The sequence below is a fragment of the Falsirhodobacter sp. 1013 genome, assembly GCF_051195255.1.
Taxonomy (GTDB): Bacteria; Pseudomonadota; Alphaproteobacteria; order Rhodobacterales; family Rhodobacteraceae; genus Falsirhodobacter.
Map to the genome: position 1 here is coordinate 362,993 of NZ_JBNJLK010000001.1, position 18,143 is coordinate 381,135.

Genomic DNA, 18,143 nt, shown 5'->3' on the forward strand with positions numbered 1-18,143 from the left:
AGGCCGTAAATGCGTAGCTTGATCACCTATATCCTGTTTGTCGTGGCCGTTGTCGGGATCGGCATGTTCGTCGGCACGCACTGGCCGCCGGGCGAATGGTATGCAGCACTGCAAAAGCCGTTCTTCACCCCGCCGAACGCCTGGTTCCCCGTGGTCTGGACGGCGCTTTACGTCATCATCGGGTTCGTGGGCGCGCGCATCTTCACCCAGGGCGGGCCGGTGCTGCTGTGGATCCTGCAACTGGCGCTGAACTTCGTCTGGACGCCCGTCTTCTTCGGGGCGCACAACATGGTGGCAGGGGTGGCGATCATCGCCGCGCTATGGCTGACGATCGTGGCCTTCATCGGGCGGGCCTGGGGCCAAGACAAGCTGTCGGCCCTGCTGTTCGTGCCCTATGCCGCCTGGGTGACGGTGGCGCTCGCGCTGAACGGGACGCTGATCCTGCTGAACTGAGGCGGCACGGCCACTCCAGGAAAAAGGCCCCGCACGATGGCGGGGCCTTTCTTTTTACGCGTCGCCTTCGGCCTTGGCTTCGGGCGCGATTTCCTCGCCGGTCTCCTGATCGACCATCTTCATGCCAAGGCGCACCTTGCCGCGATCGTCGAAGCCCAGAAGCTTCACTTTCACTTCCTGGCCTTCCTTCAGGATCTCGTTCGGGTGCTGCAGGCGCTTGTTGGCGATCTGCGACACGTGAACCAGACCGTCACGCTTGCCGAAGAAGTTCACGAAGGCGCCGAAATCGACCAGCTTCACGACCTTGCCGGTGTAGACCTTGCCTTCTTCCGGCTCGGCCACGATGGACCAGATCATGTCATAGGCGCGCTTGATCGCGTCCGCGTCGTTCGACGCGATCTTGATCATGCCGTCGTCGTTGATGTCGACCTTGGCACCGGAAGTTTCCACGATCTCGCGGATGACCTTGCCGCCCGAACCGATCACTTCACGGATCTTGTCGGTCGGGATGGTCAGCGTCTCGATCTTGGGGGCGTAGGCGGAGAACGCGTTGGCCGAGGTCAGGGCCTTCGCCATCTCGCCCAGGATGTGCAGACGGCCATCCTTGGCCTGTGCCAGCGCCTGCTCCATGATCTCGGGCGTGATGCCCGCGACCTTGATGTCCATCTGAAGCGAGGTGATCCCGTTTTCCGTGCCCGCGACCTTGAAGTCCATGTCGCCGAGGTGATCCTCGTCGCCCAGGATGTCGGTCAGCACGGCGTAGGAGCCGTCCTCTTCCAGAATCAGACCCATGGCCACGCCGGCCACCGGCGCCTTCAGCGGAACACCCGCATCCATCATCGCCAGCGAACCGCCGCAGACGGACGCCATGGAGGACGACCCGTTCGACTCCGTGATCTCTGACACGACGCGGATCGTGTAGGGGAAGTCGGTCGGCGACGGCAGGACGGCCTGCAGCGCGCGCCAGGCCAGCTTGCCATGGCCCACTTCGCGACGGCCGGGCGAACCCACGCGGCCCACTTCGCCGACCGAATAGGGCGGGAAGTTGTAGTGCAGCAGGAAGTTGGAGCGCGAGTTGCCGTGCAGCGCGTCGATGATCTGCTCATCCTCGCCCGTGCCCAGCGTCGTCACGACCAGCGCCTGCGTTTCACCGCGGGTGAACAGCGAGGAGCCGTGCGTGCGCGGCAGGATGCCGGTTTCCGAGGTGATCGGACGCACGGTGGTCGTGTTGCGGCCGTCGATGCGGGTGCCGTTCTTCACGACATCGCCGCGCAGGATGGACGATTCCAGCTTCTTGAACGCGGAACCGAGATTCGCATCCGCCAGGTCTTCCTCGGACAGCGCGGCCTTCACGGCCTCGCGCGCGGCGTCGATCGCGTCGACGCGGTCGCCCTTGTCCTTGATGGCGAAGGCGGCGCGCATCTGCGTCTCGCCGGCCTTCTTCACCTTGGCGTACAGGGCGGAGTAGTCGGCCGGCGCAAAGTCGAACGGCTCTTTCGCCGCGTCTTCGGCCAGGTCGATGATCAGGTCGATCACCGGCTGCATCGCCTCGTGGCCGAACTTCACGGCGCCCAGCATCTCGGCCTCGGTCAGTTCGTAGGCTTCCGATTCGACCATCATCACGGCGTTTTTGGTGCCGGCGACGATCAGGTCCAGACGCTGGTCTGGGTTGCCACGCAGGTTCTGCATGTCGTCGACCGACGGGTTCAGCACGTATTCGCCGTTGACGAAGCCCACGCGGGCCGCACCGATCGGACCCATGAAGGGCACGCCGGAGAGCGTCAGCGCGGCCGACGCGGCGATCATCGCCACGACGTCGGGCTCGTTTTCCAGATCGTGGCTCAGCACGGTGCACATCAGGAGGACTTCGTTCTTGAAGCCCGGCACGAACAGCGGACGGCAGGGGCGGTCGATCAGGCGGGAGGTCAGCGTCTCCTTCTCGGACGGACGGGCCTCACGCTTGAAGAAGCCGCCGGGGATCTTGCCGGCCGCGTAGTATTTTTCCTGGTAGTGGACGGTCAGGGGGAAGAAGTCCTGGCCGGGCTTTTGCGCCTTGGCAAAGGTCACGTTGGCCATGACCGAGGTTTCGCCAAGCGTGGCGATCACGGTGCCGTCGGCCTGACGGGCCACCTTGCCGGTTTCGAGCGTCAGCGTCTCGCCGCCCCACTCGATCGACTTTTTGGTAATGTTGAACATGTATTTTCCTGTTCTGGCCGGGGGACCCTCCCCCGGCTTCGCGTCCGGACGGCATTCGCCCGGGGTCCTGAAACTTCTGCCGCGCGGGCGGACCTGGGCCGCGCGATGCGAAAAACGGCGACGCGCCCCGCAGGGGGGGGCGCGTCGGAAAGGTCAGCGGCGCAGGCCCAGACGTCCGATCAGGGACGTGTAGCGGCCTTCGTCCTTGCCCTTGAGGTAGTCGAGCAGCTTGCGGCGCTGGGCCACCATCATCAGAAGGCCACGACGGGAGTGGTTGTCCTTCTTGTGGGTCTTGAAGTGCTCGGTCAGGGTGGCGATCCGCGACGACAGGACGGCGACCTGAACTTCGGGCGAACCGGTGTCGCCTTCCTTGGTCGCGTATTCCTTGATGAGGCGGTTCTTTTCTTCAACGGTGATCGACATCGGGGTCTCCTTCGATGTTCGGTGTGACGGCGCAAGCCAGGATGTCGTCCAGCAGGGCCCGGACCGCCCGCGAACGCGGACGGATACGCGCCTATACGCGAAAATCCCCTTCAAGGGAAGGGTGTTTGCCCTTGCTAAAATTAACCACATTGTAAGAACGTTTCAAGAACACGCTTCGCGCAGAGGTGAGATTGGGTTATCTTTTCAGGACAGACGCGGCCCATGGGTGCCCGCGATGGTAAATGGGGGGTGGGGCTATGATCGGTCTGATCGGAATCATGGGCGCGATGATGGCGGGCGCCGCCGCCGACGCCGTGGCAGGCCGTTTCCGCCCGCTGGAGGAGGATCTTCCCGAAGACGAGGAACCCGCACCGGAGGAAGAATCCGACGACGACGCAACGGGCGGGGATTTCCTGGACCTGATCACGCCCCCCAAGGATGGCATGCCGCAATCGGACGACCTTCCCGACCCGGTGGACGCCCCCGCGACGCTGGTCGGGACGGACGGGGCCGACACGCTGAACGGCGGGGGCGGAAACGACATCCTGACCGGCGCGGGCGGCGGCGACGGGCTTGAAGGGCGCGGCGGCGACGATGCTCTTCAGGGCGGCGACGGCCGGGACCATCTGGAAGGCGGCGATGGCGACGACACCCTGGACGGCGGCGCGGGCGCGGACACCCTGCGCGGCGGCCGTGGCGACGACTTGGCCGAGGGCGGCGCGGACGCGGACAGCCTTCAGGGTCAGGGCGGCAACGACACGCTGAAAGGCGGCGTGGGCCACGACACGCTGATCGGCGGCGCGGACCAAGACCAACTGTGGGGGGACGAGGGCGACGACTGGCTGACCGGCAACGACGACGACGACACCCTGGACGGCGGCACCGGCGCCGACACGCTGGACGGCGATGACGGCGACGACGTCCTGTTCGGCGGCGACGATGCGGAGCAGGACTTCCTGAACGGCGGCGCCGGGGATGACCGTCTGGTTCTGTCCGCGGACGATTACGGCACGGGCGGCGAAGGCCTCGACACCTTCGTTCTGGGCGAAGGCAGCGCCGGCCAGCCGGTGACCCTGATGGATTACGACCCCGCGCAGGACCAGCTGGATCTGAGCTATGATCCCGCCCAAGGTGTTCCGGTCGTGGAGCTGCAGGAGATGGGAGACGCCACCCATGTCCTTGTGGACGGAGAGCCCCTGGCCATCCTGAAGGGCGTCACCGGCATGGACCCCGCCGGCATCCGCTTCGTCCCCCTGCACGCGTAGAATTGCAATTCGGTCGGCTGGCGGCTATCTCGGGTCGGTCAGACGCGAGCAGAAGGCCCAACCGCCCATGAACTGGATCTCGAACTACGTACGCCCGAAGATCAATTCGCTCTTCTCGCGCCGCGAGGTGCCGGAGAACCTGTGGACGAAGTGCCCGGAATGCGGGACCATGCTGTTTCACCGGGAACTGGCCGACAACCTGAACGTCTGCCCGAACTGCGATCACCACATGGCGATCAGCCCGCGCGAACGGTTCCGCGCCCTGTTCGACGGCGGCATCTTCACCGAGGTGCCCGTGCCGGAGCCGGTGGCCGATCCGCTGCAATTCCGCGACCAGAAGCGGTATCCTGACCGCCTTAAGGGCGCGCAGAAATCCACCGGTGAAAAGGAAGCCATGCTGGTGGTGGAAGGCGAGATCGCCCGCACGCCGGTCGTGGCCGCCGGCCAGGATTTCAGCTTCATGGCCGGGTCCATGGGCATGTATGTGGGCAACGCCATCGTGGCCGCCGCCGAACGCGCCGTCGCGCTGAAACGCCCGCTGGTGCTGTTTTCGGCCGCCGGTGGCGCGCGGATGCAGGAAGGCATCCTGTCCCTGATGCAGATGCCGCGCACCACCGTGGCCGTGCAGATGCTGAAGGAAGCGAACCTGCCCTACATCGTGGTGCTGACGCACCCGACGACGGGCGGCGTGACGGCTTCCTACGCGATGCTGGGCGACGTCCACATTGCCGAACCCAACGCGCTGATCTGCTTTGCCGGCCCACGGGTGATCGAGCAGACGATTCGCGAAAAGCTGCCCGAAGGCTTCCAGCGCGCCGAATACCTGCTGGATCACGGGATGCTGGACCGCGTGACGCACCGCAAGGCGCTGCGCGAGGAGCTGGTCACGATCCTGCGCATGCTGACCCGCCAGACGCCGGCCGTCCGCGCCGACCTGCCCGCCCCGCCGCCCGAGGCGCCGATCACCCCTCCGGCCCCGCAAGACGCGTGATCCGCTCGGACGTCATCCTGCAGCGCATGATGGCGCTGCACCCGAAGGTCATCGACCTGACGCTGGACCGCATGCACCGCCTTCTGGCGGTGCTGGACCACCCCGAACGCGGCCTGCCCCCGGTGATCCATGTGGCGGGCACCAACGGCAAGGGATCGACCCAGGCGATGATCCGGGCGGGGCTGGAAGCGGCGGGCCTGCGCGTGCACGCTTACACGTCGCCGCATTTGGCCCGTTTCCATGAACGCATCCGCCTGGCGGGGGAACTGATCTCGGAGGCGGAGCTGACGGCGCTGCTGGACGAATGTTCGGCCGCCAACGGCGCCGACCCCATCACCTTCTTCGAGATCACGACCGCCGCCGCGATGTTGGCTTTCGCCCGCACCCCTGCCGACGCCACCTTGCTGGAGGTGGGTTTGGGCGGACGGCTGGACGCGACCAACGTGATCGACCGCCCGCGCCTGACGATCATCACCCCCGTGTCCATCGATCACCAGCAATATCTGGGCGAAACACTGGCCGAGATCGCGGGTGAAAAGGCGGGCATCCTGAAGCGCGGCATGCCCTGCATCGTCGCCCCTCAGGCGCCCGAGGGGCTGGACGTGATCGAGGCCCGCGCTGCCCGTCTGGGCGCGCCGCTTCTGGTGCATGGCCAGCACTGGCACGTCACCACCGAACATGGCCGCCTGATCTTTCAGGATGAAAACGGCCTGCTGGATCTGCCCTTGCCCGTACTGCCCGGCCCGCACCAGATCCAGAACGCGGGCACCGCGCTGGCCGCCCTGCGCCACCTTGGCCATGACGAGGCCGCCTGCGAGGCCGCGGTCACCCGCGCCGTCTGGCCCGCCCGCATGCAGCGCCTGCGCAAAGGGCCCTTGGTGGAACTTGCCCCGCAGGCGGAGATCTGGCTGGACGGTGGTCACAATCCTGCGGGCGGTCAGGCCGTGGCGGCCACGCTGGCGGCCATGCCGCAGCGCCCGACGCATTTGGTCTGCGGGATGCTGAACACCAAGGACGTGACCGGCTACATGCGGCCGTTGGCCGATGTCGCGACCACCCTCACCGCCGTCGCCATTCCGGGGGAAGCGAACACCCTGCCCGCCGAGACGACACGCGACGCCGCCTTGGCCGCGGGCCTGCCCGCAACAATGGCAGACTCCGTGGCCGAAGCACTGCAAGCCATTGTGGCGAAAGAGCCGCAGGCGCGTGTGCTGGTCTGCGGCTCGTTGTATCTCGCGGGGGCGATCCTGCGCGAGAACGCCTAGCGTTTTCCGTCCGCCAGGCGCAGCTGGCGCGCGCGGGTCAGGATCGCATCCTCGATCGTGCGGGTCGTTTCCGCCGAAACGGCCGCCCCGCCATTCGTCTGAAGGGCGACATGCAGCGACCGCGCGTCCAGCGCCGCATCCTGCACGTAGACGGTCGCGCGATAGGCGCGGCCACCGCCGGGCGGCGTGCCATAGCCCGTCGTGAACACGCCCGAGAAGGGATCGACCGTCTGCACCGGCAGGAAGCTGAGCACGTCAAGCGCAGCGGTCCAGATGTAGCGGTTCACGGCAATGCGGGTGTTGGGATCGTCGTTGTTGCGGAACAGGGTCCAGATGTTGCCATCCCCACGCTGACCGCCAACCACATCGCTGCGGAAGGGTTCGGCCGCGGCCAGTTGTTCGCGCTGACGATCCGCGGCCTCGCGGTTTCCACAGGCGGCGACCAGGACGACCAGCCCCCCAAGGAAAACGACCCGGGCAGTACGGTTGAAGGTCATGCGATCCTCATTCTGCATTTCTCTGGCTGTGGTATCCGAGGGCTTTCAGCCAAACAAGACCTTTCCCGATCCCCCCCTGTGTTGCATGGCTGCATCAGTATTGGCACCACGGTGAAACCCCCGCTCGAAATCGTTGATTTCACGATCACGAGAGCCGAGAACATTTTCCAGTCCCGCCCGAAAGGTCGGGCCGCCTTTTTAGGTAAACGAGGGAAAACATGAAAAAGCTTCTTCTGGCGACGTCGATCCTCGCCGCAACCACCGGCTACGCGGCCGCTGAAATCTCCCTGACGGGTGACGCTCGTATGGGTGTCGTCTATGACGGTGAGGACGTGCAGTTCTCCGAGCGCGCACGCGTTCGTTTCAACATGTCGGGTCAGACCGACACCGGTCTGGAATTCGGCGCCTCGTTCCGTGCAGACCAAGCAAACGGTTCGGCTTCGGGCGGTTCGTTCGGCAATGACACCGGCAAGCGCGGCACCGTCTGGATCTCCGGCGCCTTCGGCAAGCTGGAAATGGGCGACGTGAACTCGGCCGCCGAAGAAGCGTTCGGTGACCTGAACCCCATCGGCTTCTCGGGTCTCGGCGACCTGACCGATACGCCGTACATCAACGGCGATGGCGCGGACAACCTGGACCAAGGCCCGGGCGCTCTGTACTCGTACACGATGGGCGGCTTCGAATTCCACCTCGGCATGACCGATGGCAGCCGTCAGTTCGGCCTGAGCGGCCGTCAGATCGGCGAGAGCGAACTCGGCGAGCCGATCGCGGTCTCCATCGAAGACGACCGGGATCCGACCTATTCGGCCGCTCTTGCGTATGCTGGGGACAACTTCAAGCTGGGTCTGGGCTACCTCGACAACGGCGACTACGACGACAACAACAACAACTACGGCGGCAGCCAGTGGATCATTTCGGGTGAAACCGAAGTGGCGGGCGTTGGCCTGAAAGCCTACTACACCAGCTATGACGACGTCTGGACGTCGTACGAAGGCCTCGCCGGCGATGAAGTCCTGCAGGGCGATGTCGAACTGGACAAGACCTTCGGCATCAACGCTTCGTACGAAGTGAACTCCATCCAATTTGACGGCTTCTTCCGTCGCGACGAACTCGATGGCGAAAACGTCTTCGGCGAGGACTCGCTGACGACCTACGGCATCGGCGCCGTCTATGACCTCGGCGGTGGCGCTTCGCTGCGCGCCGGTGTTGTCGACACCGACCTGATCTACGACATCGAAGGCGAAGGCCAGACGGTTGCCGACGTCGGCATCCGCCTGAACTTCTGATCCTTCCGGATCACCACCTTCAGAGAGAGCGGGCGAAAGCCCGCTCTTTTCTTTTCATCCCGCGCCCATTACCCCTGTGCCCATGGCATATGACGACATCCTCCAACGCATTCGCGCCGCCGAAGCCGCCCAAGGGCGCGCCGAAGGCTCGGTCCACCTGATCGCCGTGTCCAAGGTGCAGCCGGACGCGCGGGTGGACGCGGTCCTGCGCGACGGGCACCGGCTGTTCGGGGAAAACTATGTGCAGGAGGCGCAGGGCAAGTGGCCCACCTTCCGCGACACCTTCGGCCCGGTGGAGGTGCATCTGATCGGCCCCCTCCAGACGAACAAGGCCAAACCTGCCCTGCACCTGTTCGACGCCATCCACACGCTGGACCGCCCCTCGCTGGCCCACAGGCTGGCCCGTCTGGCGCAGGAGGCAGGACGCTGCCCCGACCTGTTCGTGCAGGTGAACACGGGGGAGGAGCCGCAGAAGGCCGGCATCCTGCCCGCCAACGCCGACGCCTTCATCGCCGAAGCGCGCGCGCTGGACCTGCCGGTGACCGGCGCGATGTGCATTCCGCCCGAGGGCGAGGACCCCGCCCCCCATTTCGTCCATCTGGCGCAGATCGCGGAACGCAACGGCCTGCCCCACCTGTCCATGGGGATGAGCGCGGATTTCGAGATCGCCATCGCCCACGGTGCCACCCATGTCCGGGTGGGCAGCGCGCTGTTCGGCGCTCGCACCTACTGAACGCGCAGCACCTCGCCCCAGCGGATGCGGCGGGCGATCCACAGCAGGTCCGATTGCGCGAAAGCCACGCAGCCCGCCGTTGGATAGCCGGGCCGGCGCCACGTGTGCACGAAGATGGCCGACCCCCGCCCCGGCGTCGCCGGCATGTTCCAGTCCGTCACCAGCACCAGATCATAAAGCGGGTCGGGCCGCCGCAACGCCTCGTGGCTGAAGGCGTGGGGCGCGCGGACGGGCAGGTTGTAGTCCGCATCCCTCACGTCGTCCGACCACAGGTCCCGCGGCCCGACCGGCTGCGCCCAGTCCGGCATTCCCACCAGCCGGTCGGGGCGATACAGCATCGCCACGATGCGATGATCGCCGCGCGGCGTGGCCATATCGCCTTCGCGCTTGCGATCCGTGACGCCGTTGCGGCCCAAGGTGCAGGCAAATCGGCGACCGGCGAAGAATGCGCCCATCGGTGTGACACGGATCACAGCAGATGCCCCGACTTGGCGGCCTTGGTCGCCAGATAGGCCGCATTCTGCGCCGTCTGCCCCACTTTCAGCGGCACATGTTCGGCCACCCGCACCCCATGGTTTTCCATCATGCGGATCTTCGCCGGGTTGTTCGTCAGCAGGCGCACGGCGGAAAAGCCCATCTGCCGCAAGATGCCCGCGCCCAGACGGAAGTCCCGCTCGTCATCCTCGAACCCCAGGCGGTGGTTGGCCTCCACCGTGTCAAAGCCCTGATCCTGAAGGGCATAGGCCCGCATCTTGTTGGCCAGACCAATGCCGCGCCCTTCCTGGTTCAGATACAGAAGCACCCCCGTCCCTTGCGCCCCCATCTCGGTAAGGGCGGCGCGCAACTGGGGGCCGCAGTCGCATTTCAGGCTGCCCAGCACATCGCCGGTGAAGCAGGCCGAATGCAGCCGCGCCAGAACCGGCTGGTCGCGGTCCGGGCGGCCGATCTCGATCGCGTAATGTTCAGCGGTGTCATCATGCGGGCGGAAGATGTGCACGCGGCCGGCGTCCGACGCCACCATCGGCAGACGGGCCGAGATGACGGGCGTCAAAGCATGTTCGCGCGCCATTTCCGCCAAGGCGATGTCAGACGGCAGCGCGGTCAGAACCTCCGGCGCCGGCGCGCGGACCAGCACGACGGTCGGCAGAAGCTGCGCCGTCTTGGCCAATTGCACGCCCGCGCGATGGGCCACGGCGTCCCCGCCCCGTACGCTGTGGAACGGCCCCTTCAGCGGGGAGGCCAGATCTCCCGCCGGATCCGCCACGGCCCGCAGCCACGACAAGGGCGCATCCCCCACGGCGATCCGCGCCACGTCCCCGTCATAGGCATGCGCCTTCAGCGTCTCTGCCCGCCGCGCCGTGATCGCCAGTTCCAGCGGGCCCAGCGCGCGCAGATCCTCCAGCCGTTCCGGCGTCAGCGCCTCCACGGCGGCCACAAGCGCGGGCACGCCGCCGGTCAGCGCGACGGGCAGGCCAAGGCGCAGGTCGCTGCGGGCACGGGCAAGACGTTCGGTGATGGTCAACGACAGCATGGCGGCTCCTTCTGCCCGTGACAGATACGCGCGGCGGCGGGATTTTGAAACATATCCCGCGCATCCGACACGTCCGCGTGAAGGATTGTCACGTTCCTTGCCCTGCCGCCCGCGGGTTTGCATGTCACGTCCAAAGCAATGGAGGGCCAGATGGCAGCCTTGAAGAAAATTCTGCTGGTCGACGATGACGACGACATCCGCGAGGCGCTGAGCGAACAGCTCGTGATGACCGAGGACTTCGACGTCTTCGAGGCGGCCACTGGCGCCGACGGCATGGAAAAGGCGAAGGCCGGTCACCACGACCTCGTGATTCTGGACGTGGGCCTGCCCGACACCGACGGGCGCGAACTGTGCCGCCGCATGCGCAAGGCGGGCGTCAAGGCGCCGATCGTGATGCTGACGGGACATGACACCGACGCGGACACGATCCTCGGCCTCGACTCCGGCGCGAACGACTACATCACCAAGCCCTTCAAGTTCCCGGTGCTGCTGGCCCGCATCCGCGCGCAGCTGCGCACCCACGAACAGTCCGAGGACGCCGTCTTCCAGCTGGGCCCGTATTCCTTCCGCCCCGCGCAGAAGCTTCTGGTCGACGACAAGGACAAGAAGATCCGCCTGACGGAAAAGGAAACCAACATCCTCAAGTTCCTGTACCGCGCGACGCAGGGCGTGGTCCCGCGCGACGTGCTGCTGCACGAGGTCTGGGGTTACAACGCCGGTGTGACCACGCACACGCTGGAAACCCACATCTACCGCCTGCGCCAGAAGATCGAGCCCGATCCCTCGAACGCGCGGCTTCTGGTCACCGAAAGCGGCGGATACCGGCTGGTCGCCTAACCCGCCTCTTGTCCGGCGCGGGGGCGATCATATCTCAGCCATGTCGTGCCTTGGCGCGACACCTCCCTGTTGGACTTGGGCCGGGCTTTCGCCCGGCCTCTTTTTGTGGCTAATGCGGTGGGCAAAGGAGACGCCCCATGCCCTTCACGCTTGCCACCTGGAACATCAACTCCGTCCGTCTGCGCGAAGGCCTCGTCGCGCGCCTTCTGGCCGAGGAGCTGCCCGATGTCCTGTGCCTGCAGGAGTGCAAGAGCCCGGTGGAGAAGATCCCGCTGGAGCAGTTTCGGGCCCTTGGCTATCACTGGATCGTCGCGCGGGGGCAGAAGGGCTACAACGGCGTGGCCATCCTGTCGCGCCGGCCGCTGGTGGACGCGGGCGACCGCGATTTCGCCTCCCTTGGCCACGCGCGCCATGTCGCGGCCACGCTGGACAACGGCGTGACGATCCACAACTGCTATGTCCCCGCCGGTGGCGACATTCCCGACCGCGAACAGAACGTCAAGTTCGGCCAGAAGCTGGACTTCCTGACCGAGATGCGGGACTGGGCCCATGCCCACAAGCCCGCGAAATCCATCCTCGTGGGCGATCTGAACGTCGCCCCGCGCGAGGATGACGTCTGGTCCCACAAGCAGCTTCTGAAGATCGTCAGCCACACCCCGATCGAGGTGGAGCATCTGGGCATGGCGCAGGACGCGGGCACCTGGGTGGACATCACCCGGCAGGACCACCCTGAGGGCAAGCTCTACAGCTGGTGGTCCTATCGCGCCGCCGACTGGCACGCCGCCGACAAGGGCCGGCGTCTGGACCACGTCTGGGCCACGCGCGACATCGCGGCTGCGGGCCATTCCAGCCGCGTGCTGCGCCCCGTGCGGGGGTGGGAACAGCCGTCGGACCACGTGCCGGTTTTCGCGACCTTCGACCTGTGATCCCCTTGGCCTTCGCGCCGCGGACGCGCATATAGGGTCCGACCCTAAACGGAGGCACAGATGTTCGGGCTTGGCGACACCACCGCAGCACCCAAAGGCGACCTGATCAAGGACACCACCGAAGCCACCTTCCTGCAGGACGTGATCGAGGCGAGCCAGGAGGTTCCTGTCATCGTCGACTTCTGGGCCCCCTGGTGCGGCCCCTGCAAGACGCTGGGCCCCCAGCTTGAGGCGGCGGTGACGGCCGCCAAGGGCAAGGTGAAGATGGTGAAGGTCGACGTGGACCAGAACCAGCGCATCGCGGCTCAGCTGCGTGTGCAGTCCATCCCCACCGTCTACGCCTTCTGGCAGGGCCAGCCGGTCGATGCGTTCCAAGGCGCCGTCCCGCAGTCCGAGATCAAGGCCTTCGTGGAAAAGCTGTCCGCGCTGGCCGGTGACGGCGGCCTGGCCGAGGCGCTTGAGGTGGCCGAGCAGATGCTGGCCGAAGGCGCCGTGACCGACGCCGCCGAAACCTTTGCCGCCATTCTGGGCGAGGAGCCGGAGAACGCCGCCGCCTATGCGGGCCTGATCCGGTGCCAGCTGGCCGTGGGCGATCTGGACCAGGCGCAGGTCATGGCCGACGCCGCCCCGGCCAAGATCGCCGGCAGCAAGGAGGTGGACGCCGCCCGCGCCCAGATCGCGCTGGCCCGTCAGGCCGCCAATGCCGGTCCCGAGGCCGATCTGCGCGCCAAGGTGGAAGCCGATCCCGAAGATCCTCAGGCGCGCTTCGATCTGGCGCAGGCGCTCCACGCCTCGGGCAAGGTGGAGGAAGCGGTGGACCAGTTGCTGGACCTGTTCCGCCGCAACCGTGACTGGAACGACGGTGCCGCGCGCGCCCAGTTGTTCACCATCTTCGACGCGCTGAAGCCCACCGACCCCATCGTTCTGAAGGGGCGGCGCAAGCTCTCCTCCATGATCTTCGCGTGACGGCTTTTCCTGCACGAAAGGCGGGCTAAGTCCGCGGCTATGATCAAGGCCGCAGACCTGCCCAACACCCTTCCGCTGTTTCCGCTGCCCGGCGCGCTGCTTCTGCCGCGCGCCCGGTTGCCGTTGCACATCTTCGAACCCCGCTATCTTCAGATGGTGGAGGACATGATGAAGACGCCGCAGCGCCTTGTCGGCCTGATCCAATTGCGCGAAGGCCCGGCGGGCGACCGCCTTCAGGCCATCGGCTGCGCGGGGCGGCTGACCGGATTCTCGGAAACCGAGGATGGGCGCTACATGATCACGCTGACCGGCATCTCCCGCTTCCGGCTGATGGAGGAGGAGGACGGCTTCCATCCCTATCGCCGCGGGCGGGTGGACTGGTCCAGCTTCCAGCGCGATCTGGGTTCGGTGGAGCATGATCCGGGCCTGGACCGCGACGCCTTCATGGACCGCCTGTCGCGCTATTTCGAGACGATGGAGCTGTCGACCGACTGGTCCAGCCTGAAGGAAGCGGACGAGGAGTTGCTGATCAACTCCCTGTCCATGCTGTGCCCCTTCCCGTCCGAGGACAAGCAGGCTCTGCTGGAAGCGCCTTCCCTTTCGACGCGGCGTGAGACATTGGTCACCCTGATCGAATTCGCCCTGCGCGGCGGCCCGAACGGAGACATCCTGCAATGACCGAAGTTGCCTTTGACCGCCGCATGCTGGAAGCGCTGGTCTGCCCCCTGACCCAGTCCGTCCTGTCCTATGACGCCGAAAAGCAGGAGCTGGTGTCGCAGGCGGCGCGTCTTGCCTTCCCCATCCGGGACGGCATCCCGATCATGCTGCCCACCGAAGCGCGCCCGCTGGACTGATCAGGGCCGCTCGCCCCGCAGCAGCGCCGGCAAGCGTCCCGACAGCCCCGCCGCCTGCCGGATGAACCCGCGCCGCACGCCCGGCAGCGCGTTCACCGCCCCCAGCCCCAGATCGCGGCCCAGCCGCAGGATCGGATTCTCGTTCGAGAAAAGGCGGTTCATCGCGTCCATGCCCAGCGCCATCGCCCGCGTTTCGGGTCGGCGCCAGTCCTGATAGCGGGCCAGCACGTCGGGGGCGCCGATATCCTCGCCCCGCCGCCGGGCGTGGATCACCACCTCGGCCAGCGCCGCCACGTCACGCAGGCCAAGGTTCAGCCCCTGTCCCGCCAAGGGATGCACGCCATGCGCCGCATCCCCCACCAGCGCCAGCCGGGGCGCGACGAAACTGTCCGCAAGGCTCAGCGACAGGGGATAGCTGTGACGGTGCCCCACCAGCGCCAAACGGCCCAGGAATCCCCCGAAGCGCGGCTCCAGCGCCGCCAGATATTCGGCGTCGGGCAAGGCCTGCACGGCCTGCGCGATCTCGGTCTTCTCGCTCCACACGATGGACGAACGGTTGCCAGGCAGGGGCAGGACCGCCAGCGGCCCCGAGGGTAGGAACAGCTGGTGGGCCACGCCCTCATGCGGACGCTCATGCTCCACCGCCGCGACCAGGGCCATCTGGCCATAGTCCCAGCCGGTGCGGCGCAGGCCCGCACGTTGCGCCATGCCGCTGCCGCGCCCGTCGCAGGCCACGATCAGCCGCCCGGCCAGTTCGGTGCCGCTGGCCAGCGTCACGCGCCCTTCGCCCTGCGCCACGGCCCGGTCGCCCGAAATCAGGCGGAGGCGCGGTTCGTCATGCACGGCGTCCAGAAGGGCGGCATACAGGAAGCGGTCTTCCAGCATGCTGCCCATCGGGCCGCCCTCGATCTCCGCCCCGTCGAAGGTGAGGGAGAAGGGCGAGGCCCCGAAGCCCGCCCGCCCGCCCGCCGTGCGGATGCGGCGGATGGGCTGGGCCCGATCTTCCACCCGGCTCCAGACGCCGACCGCGCCCAGAAGGTTGCGGGACGCGGCGGCCAACGAATAGGCCCGCCCGTCGAACCCTGCCGCCGCGCGGTCGGGCGCGGGGCGCGCGTCCGCCACCGTCACGTCGAACCCGCCCTGCGCCAGCGCCAAGGCCAATGGCAGGCCGTTCAGACCGCCGCCGATGATCACGATATCGCTCATGCTCATGATCTAGCGACGGGATGTCGGGATTGTCCATCCGTTCCGCGATGGATAGCATGCCCCGAACCGGACAGGGAGAGCGAAGACAATGGAGTGGCTCAGGCGCAGTGCGGCGGATCTTGGACGGGGCATCCACACGGGGCGCATCAACGTCGTCGAACTGGCGGAAGCCTTTCTGGACGCGGCGGCCTCCCATCCCGACGGGAAGCGCATATATGCCCGCCTGACCCCCGAACGCGCGCGGGACGAGGCGCTGGCTGCCGCCACGCGCGCCAAGGACGGGAGGCGGCGCGGCCCCCTGGACGGCGTGCCCATCAGCTGGAAGGACCTGTTCGACACCGCCGGCGTCGCGACCGAGGCGGGGTCGGCCCTTCTGGCCGGCCGCGTGCCGGACCGGGACGCGCCGGTGCTGGCCACGGCCACCGCGGGCGGTCTGCTGTGCCTTGGCAAGACGCATATGAGCGAGCTGGCCTTCTCGGGTCTCGGCCTCAACCCCGTCACGGCCACCTCGCCCAACGTGAACGATCCGGAGGCGGTGGCGGGGGGATCGTCCTCCGGCGCGGCGGCGTCGGTGGCCTTTGGGCTGGCGGCGGCGGCGATCGGGTCGGACACGGGCGGGTCCGTCCGCACGCCGGCGGCTTGGAACGATCTGGTGGGCCTGAAGACCACCCATGGCCGGCTGTCGAACAAGGGCGTCGTTCCCTTGTGCGAAACGCTGGACACGATCGGCCCCCTGGCCCGCACCACCGAAGACTGCACCCTGCTGCTGGCCGCGCTGGAAGGCCGCCGTCCGGGCGACATGACCTGCACGCCCCTGTCCGGCATGCGGCTGGCCGTTCTGGACACCGTCGGGATGGAGGATCTGGAAGACGCCCCGGCCCGCGCCTTCGACACCGCCTGCCGGAAGCTGGCGCAGGAAGGGGCCCATGTCACCCGCCTGTCCTTTGAACCGATTCGCGAGGCGATGGCCTTTTCGGGCGCGCTGTTCACGGCCGAAGGCTATGCCATCTGGCGCGACCAGATCGAGGCGCATCCCGAACGGATGTTCCCGCCCATCCTGGAACGCTTCCTTTCGGGGCGGAATGTCGGCGCGGCCGACTACATCGATCACCGCCGCCGCCTGAAGCGCATCCAGGGGGAATGGCGCGCCGCCTCCGCGCCTTTCGACGCGGTGATCCTGCCCACCTCGGCCATCCTGCCGCCCCATGCGCGCCGCCTGATGGAAGATGCCGACTATTATGCCCGCATGAACCTGCTGGCGCTGCGCAACACGCGCATCGGCAACCTTCTGGGGGTGTGCGCGCTGACCCTGCCGACCGACACGCCATCCTGCGGGATCATGCTGATGTGCCCCCCGATGCAGGAAGAACGGCTGCTGCGGCTGGGCATGGCGGCCGAGCGGGCGGTCCGCTGACAGGTCCGCGGATCCGCCAGAACCGCATCGGGGCGGGGTAATTTCTGGACCCGCGTCCCTGAACCCGCTATCCTGCGGACAAAAGGGGCAAAAGACCCCGGACACGAGGCAGTCGATGCAGTTCCCCGAAAGGTTCTCGAACCTACCCGATTACGCATTCCCGCGACTCCGCGCGCTGCTGGACCCGCATCCGGCGGGCGGCGACGTGATCCACATGTCGATCGGGGAGCCGAAGCATCCCATGCCGCCCTTCGTGGCAGAGGTGATGGCCGCGAATCTGAACGGATTCGGGATTTATCCGGCCAATGACGGCACCGCCGCCCTGCTGACGGCGATTCAAGGCTGGTTGGGCCGCCGCTATGGGGTAGAGGTCGGCACGGACCGGCTGATGGTTCTGAACGGCACGCGCGAAGGCCTGTTCAACGCCGCGCTGGCCTTATCGCCCGAACGCAAGAACGGCGGCCAGCCCGTCTTCCTGATGCCGAATCCCTTCTATCAGGTCTATGCCGCCGCCGCGCTGGCCGTGGGGGCGGAGCCCGTCTACGTCCCCGCCACCGCCGACACCGGCTTCCTGCCCGATTACGCCGCCCTGCCCGCCGAGGTTCTGGACCGGGTGACGGTCGCCTATCTCTGCTCCCCCGCAAATCCGCAGGGGGCCATCGCGTCGCGCGACCGGCTGGCGGACATGATCCGGCTGGCCGAAAAGCATGATTTCCGCCTGTTCGTCGACGAATGCTATTCCGAGATCTGGCGCGACGCCCCGCCCCCCGGTGCCCTTGAGGTCGCGGCCGAGATCGGGGCCGATCCCGAACGCGTCTTCGTCTTCCACTCGCTGTCCAAGCGGTCGAACCTGCCGGGCCTGCGGTCCGGCTTCGTCGCGGGCGGGGCCGAGGGCATCCGCCACATCCGCAAGCTGCGCGCCTTTTCCGGCGCGCCGGTGCCCGCGCCCCTTCAGGCCGTGGCCACCGCCGCCTGGAACGACGAGGCGCATGTCCAGGCCTCCCTTGCCTTGTACCACCAGAAATTCGACTTGGCGCAGCGCATCTTCGGCAACGTGCCGGGATACCGCACGCCCGAAGGCGGCTTCTTCCTGTGGCTGCCGGTTCCGGACGGCGAGGCGGCGGCCCTGAAGCTTTGGACGGACACCGGCGTGCGGGTCGTGCCGGGGGCCTACTTCTCTCGTGATGTCGGGGGTGTGAACCCCGGTCACGGCTATATCCGGGTGGCGCTGGTCGCTTCCCATGACGACACCCGACGCGGTCTGGAACGGATCCACGACTGCCTTTACCGGAAGGATTGA

19 protein-coding genes are annotated in these 18,143 nt (G+C 67.1%); 13 read left to right on the top strand and 6 right to left on the bottom strand.

Features of this window, described 5'->3' with window-relative positions; genetic code table 11:
* Positions 1 to 9: 9 nt before the first annotated feature.
* Positions 10 to 453 (top strand): TspO/MBR family protein, encoded by a 444-nt coding sequence (locus ACSHZY_RS01920; protein ID WP_435164611.1) that lies wholly within the window; start codon positions 10 to 12, stop codon positions 451 to 453.
* Positions 454 to 507: 54 nt separating this feature from the next.
* On the opposite strand, the gene pnp is transcribed toward ACSHZY_RS01920, so the two are convergent.
* Positions 508 to 2,649, bottom strand: coding sequence for a polyribonucleotide nucleotidyltransferase (gene pnp / locus ACSHZY_RS01925; protein ID WP_435164613.1), 2,142 nt, complete (start codon positions 2,647 to 2,649; stop codon positions 508 to 510).
* A gap of 153 nt (positions 2,650 to 2,802) precedes the next feature.
* Positions 2,803 to 3,072: a 30S ribosomal protein S15 gene (gene rpsO, locus ACSHZY_RS01930; RefSeq protein WP_435164615.1), complete on the bottom strand. Its 270-nt coding sequence runs from the start codon at positions 3,070 to 3,072 to the stop codon at positions 2,803 to 2,805.
* 257 nt (positions 3,073 to 3,329) lie between these two features.
* Between rpsO and ACSHZY_RS01935 the strand changes: the two genes are divergently transcribed.
* From ACSHZY_RS01935 to ACSHZY_RS01945, 3 genes are all read left to right on the top strand, one after another.
* A complete protein-coding gene (locus tag ACSHZY_RS01935; RefSeq protein WP_435164617.1) occupies positions 3,330 to 4,337 on the top strand; it encodes a calcium-binding protein in 1,008 nt (335 codons plus the stop codon).
* A gap of 67 nt (positions 4,338 to 4,404) precedes the next feature.
* Positions 4,405 to 5,328: an acetyl-CoA carboxylase, carboxyltransferase subunit beta gene (gene accD / locus ACSHZY_RS01940; protein ID WP_435164620.1), complete on the top strand. Its 924-nt coding sequence runs from the start codon at positions 4,405 to 4,407 to the stop codon at positions 5,326 to 5,328.
* Positions 5,329 to 5,354: 26 nt separating this feature from the next.
* Complete coding sequence (locus tag ACSHZY_RS01945) at positions 5,355 to 6,593, top strand: bifunctional folylpolyglutamate synthase/dihydrofolate synthase (protein WP_435164623.1); 1,239 nt, start codon at positions 5,355 to 5,357, stop codon at positions 6,591 to 6,593.
* Here ACSHZY_RS01945 and ACSHZY_RS01950 read toward each other — a convergent pair.
* The gene (locus ACSHZY_RS01950) at positions 6,590 to 7,090 is read right to left on the bottom strand and encodes a DUF3576 domain-containing protein (protein WP_435164625.1); all 501 of its coding nucleotides are present in this window, start codon (positions 7,088 to 7,090) and stop codon (positions 6,590 to 6,592) included. The two genes, ACSHZY_RS01945 and ACSHZY_RS01950, sit on opposite strands and share 4 nt — an antisense overlap.
* Before the next feature lie 218 nt (positions 7,091 to 7,308).
* Here ACSHZY_RS01950 and ACSHZY_RS01955 point away from each other — a divergent pair, with 218 nt between their 5' ends.
* On the top strand, positions 7,309 to 8,376 hold the full coding sequence (locus ACSHZY_RS01955) for a porin (RefSeq protein ID WP_435164628.1): 1,068 nt from the start codon (positions 7,309 to 7,311) through the stop codon (positions 8,374 to 8,376).
* An 82-nt stretch (positions 8,377 to 8,458) separates the two neighbouring features.
* Positions 8,459 to 9,109, top strand: a complete 651-nt coding sequence (locus tag ACSHZY_RS01960; RefSeq protein ID WP_435164631.1) for a YggS family pyridoxal phosphate-dependent enzyme — start codon at positions 8,459 to 8,461, stop codon at positions 9,107 to 9,109.
* On the opposite strand, the gene ACSHZY_RS01965 is transcribed toward ACSHZY_RS01960, so the two are convergent.
* Together ACSHZY_RS01965 and ribA are read right to left on the bottom strand one after the other, a co-directional pair.
* Positions 9,103 to 9,564 (bottom strand): L,D-transpeptidase family protein, encoded by a 462-nt coding sequence (locus tag ACSHZY_RS01965; protein ID WP_435165437.1) that lies wholly within the window; start codon positions 9,562 to 9,564, stop codon positions 9,103 to 9,105. The genes ACSHZY_RS01960 and ACSHZY_RS01965 overlap by 7 nt on opposite strands.
* 14 nt (positions 9,565 to 9,578) lie before the next feature.
* Positions 9,579 to 10,640, bottom strand: coding sequence for a GTP cyclohydrolase II (ribA, locus tag ACSHZY_RS01970; protein ID WP_435164634.1), 1,062 nt, complete (start codon positions 10,638 to 10,640; stop codon positions 9,579 to 9,581).
* A 150-nt stretch (positions 10,641 to 10,790) separates the two neighbouring features.
* On the opposite strand from ribA, the gene ACSHZY_RS01975 reads away from it, so the two are divergent.
* From ACSHZY_RS01975 to ACSHZY_RS01995, 5 genes are all read left to right on the top strand, one after another.
* The gene (locus ACSHZY_RS01975; RefSeq protein WP_435164637.1) at positions 10,791 to 11,477 is read left to right on the top strand and encodes a response regulator transcription factor; all 687 of its coding nucleotides are present in this window, start codon (positions 10,791 to 10,793) and stop codon (positions 11,475 to 11,477) included.
* 137 nt (positions 11,478 to 11,614) lie between these two features.
* Entirely contained in the window at positions 11,615 to 12,403 is a 789-nt protein-coding gene (locus ACSHZY_RS01980) for an exodeoxyribonuclease III (protein WP_435164640.1), read from the top strand.
* 60 nt (positions 12,404 to 12,463) lie between these two features.
* The gene (gene trxA / locus ACSHZY_RS01985; protein WP_435164643.1) at positions 12,464 to 13,369 is read left to right on the top strand and encodes a thioredoxin; all 906 of its coding nucleotides are present in this window, start codon (positions 12,464 to 12,466) and stop codon (positions 13,367 to 13,369) included.
* 39 nt (positions 13,370 to 13,408) lie between these two features.
* On the top strand, positions 13,409 to 14,047 hold the full coding sequence (locus tag ACSHZY_RS01990; RefSeq protein ID WP_435164645.1) for an LON peptidase substrate-binding domain-containing protein: 639 nt from the start codon (positions 13,409 to 13,411) through the stop codon (positions 14,045 to 14,047).
* Positions 14,044 to 14,223, top strand: coding sequence for a Trm112 family protein (locus ACSHZY_RS01995; RefSeq protein ID WP_435164648.1), 180 nt, complete (start codon positions 14,044 to 14,046; stop codon positions 14,221 to 14,223). Before ACSHZY_RS01990 ends, ACSHZY_RS01995 begins: the two co-directional genes overlap by 4 nt.
* Here the strand turns inward: ACSHZY_RS01995 and ACSHZY_RS02000 are convergent, their stop codons facing one another.
* A complete protein-coding gene (locus ACSHZY_RS02000; RefSeq protein ID WP_435165440.1) occupies positions 14,224 to 15,438 on the bottom strand; it encodes a UbiH/UbiF/VisC/COQ6 family ubiquinone biosynthesis hydroxylase in 1,215 nt (404 codons plus the stop codon). It abuts the gene before it with no gap.
* A 79-nt stretch (positions 15,439 to 15,517) separates the two neighbouring features.
* Between ACSHZY_RS02000 and ACSHZY_RS02005 the strand changes: the two genes are divergently transcribed.
* Entirely contained in the window at positions 15,518 to 16,843 is a 1,326-nt protein-coding gene (locus ACSHZY_RS02005; protein ID WP_435164651.1) for an amidase, read from the top strand.
* 115 nt (positions 16,844 to 16,958) lie between these two features.
* Positions 16,959 to 18,143: an aminotransferase class I/II-fold pyridoxal phosphate-dependent enzyme gene (locus tag ACSHZY_RS02010; protein WP_435164654.1), complete on the top strand. Its 1,185-nt coding sequence runs from the start codon at positions 16,959 to 16,961 to the stop codon at positions 18,141 to 18,143.

Bases quoted from the DNA above. Each gene is read 5' to 3' on its own strand.
- ACSHZY_RS01950 (WP_435164625.1), bottom strand. From the start codon at position 7,090: ATGACCTTCAACCGTACTGCCCGGGTCGTTTTCCTTGGGGGGCTGGTC.
- ACSHZY_RS02010 (WP_435164654.1), top strand. From the start codon at position 16,959: ATGCAGTTCCCCGAAAGGTTCTCGAACCTACCCGATTACGCATTCCCG.
- rpsO (WP_435164615.1), bottom strand. From the start codon at position 3,072: ATGTCGATCACCGTTGAAGAAAAGAACCGCCTCATCAAGGAATACGCG.
- ACSHZY_RS01945 (WP_435164623.1), top strand. From the start codon at position 5,355: ATGATGGCGCTGCACCCGAAGGTCATCGACCTGACGCTGGACCGCATG.
- ACSHZY_RS01995 (WP_435164648.1), top strand. From the start codon at position 14,044: ATGACCGAAGTTGCCTTTGACCGCCGCATGCTGGAAGCGCTGGTCTGC.
- accD (WP_435164620.1), top strand. From the start codon at position 4,405: ATGAACTGGATCTCGAACTACGTACGCCCGAAGATCAATTCGCTCTTC.
- trxA (WP_435164643.1), top strand. From the start codon at position 12,464: ATGTTCGGGCTTGGCGACACCACCGCAGCACCCAAAGGCGACCTGATC.
- ribA (WP_435164634.1), bottom strand. From the start codon at position 10,640: ATGCTGTCGTTGACCATCACCGAACGTCTTGCCCGTGCCCGCAGCGAC.
- ACSHZY_RS01965 (WP_435165437.1), bottom strand. From the start codon at position 9,564: ATGGGCGCATTCTTCGCCGGTCGCCGATTTGCCTGCACCTTGGGCCGC.
- ACSHZY_RS01990 (WP_435164645.1), top strand. From the start codon at position 13,409: ATGATCAAGGCCGCAGACCTGCCCAACACCCTTCCGCTGTTTCCGCTG.
- ACSHZY_RS02005 (WP_435164651.1), top strand. From the start codon at position 15,518: ATGGAGTGGCTCAGGCGCAGTGCGGCGGATCTTGGACGGGGCATCCAC.
- ACSHZY_RS01920 (WP_435164611.1), top strand. From the start codon at position 10: ATGCGTAGCTTGATCACCTATATCCTGTTTGTCGTGGCCGTTGTCGGG.
- ACSHZY_RS01960 (WP_435164631.1), top strand. From the start codon at position 8,459: ATGGCATATGACGACATCCTCCAACGCATTCGCGCCGCCGAAGCCGCC.
- ACSHZY_RS01980 (WP_435164640.1), top strand. From the start codon at position 11,615: ATGCCCTTCACGCTTGCCACCTGGAACATCAACTCCGTCCGTCTGCGC.
- ACSHZY_RS01975 (WP_435164637.1), top strand. From the start codon at position 10,791: ATGGCAGCCTTGAAGAAAATTCTGCTGGTCGACGATGACGACGACATC.
- pnp (WP_435164613.1), bottom strand. From the start codon at position 2,649: ATGTTCAACATTACCAAAAAGTCGATCGAGTGGGGCGGCGAGACGCTG.
- ACSHZY_RS01935 (WP_435164617.1), top strand. From the start codon at position 3,330: ATGATCGGTCTGATCGGAATCATGGGCGCGATGATGGCGGGCGCCGCC.
- ACSHZY_RS01955 (WP_435164628.1), top strand. From the start codon at position 7,309: ATGAAAAAGCTTCTTCTGGCGACGTCGATCCTCGCCGCAACCACCGGC.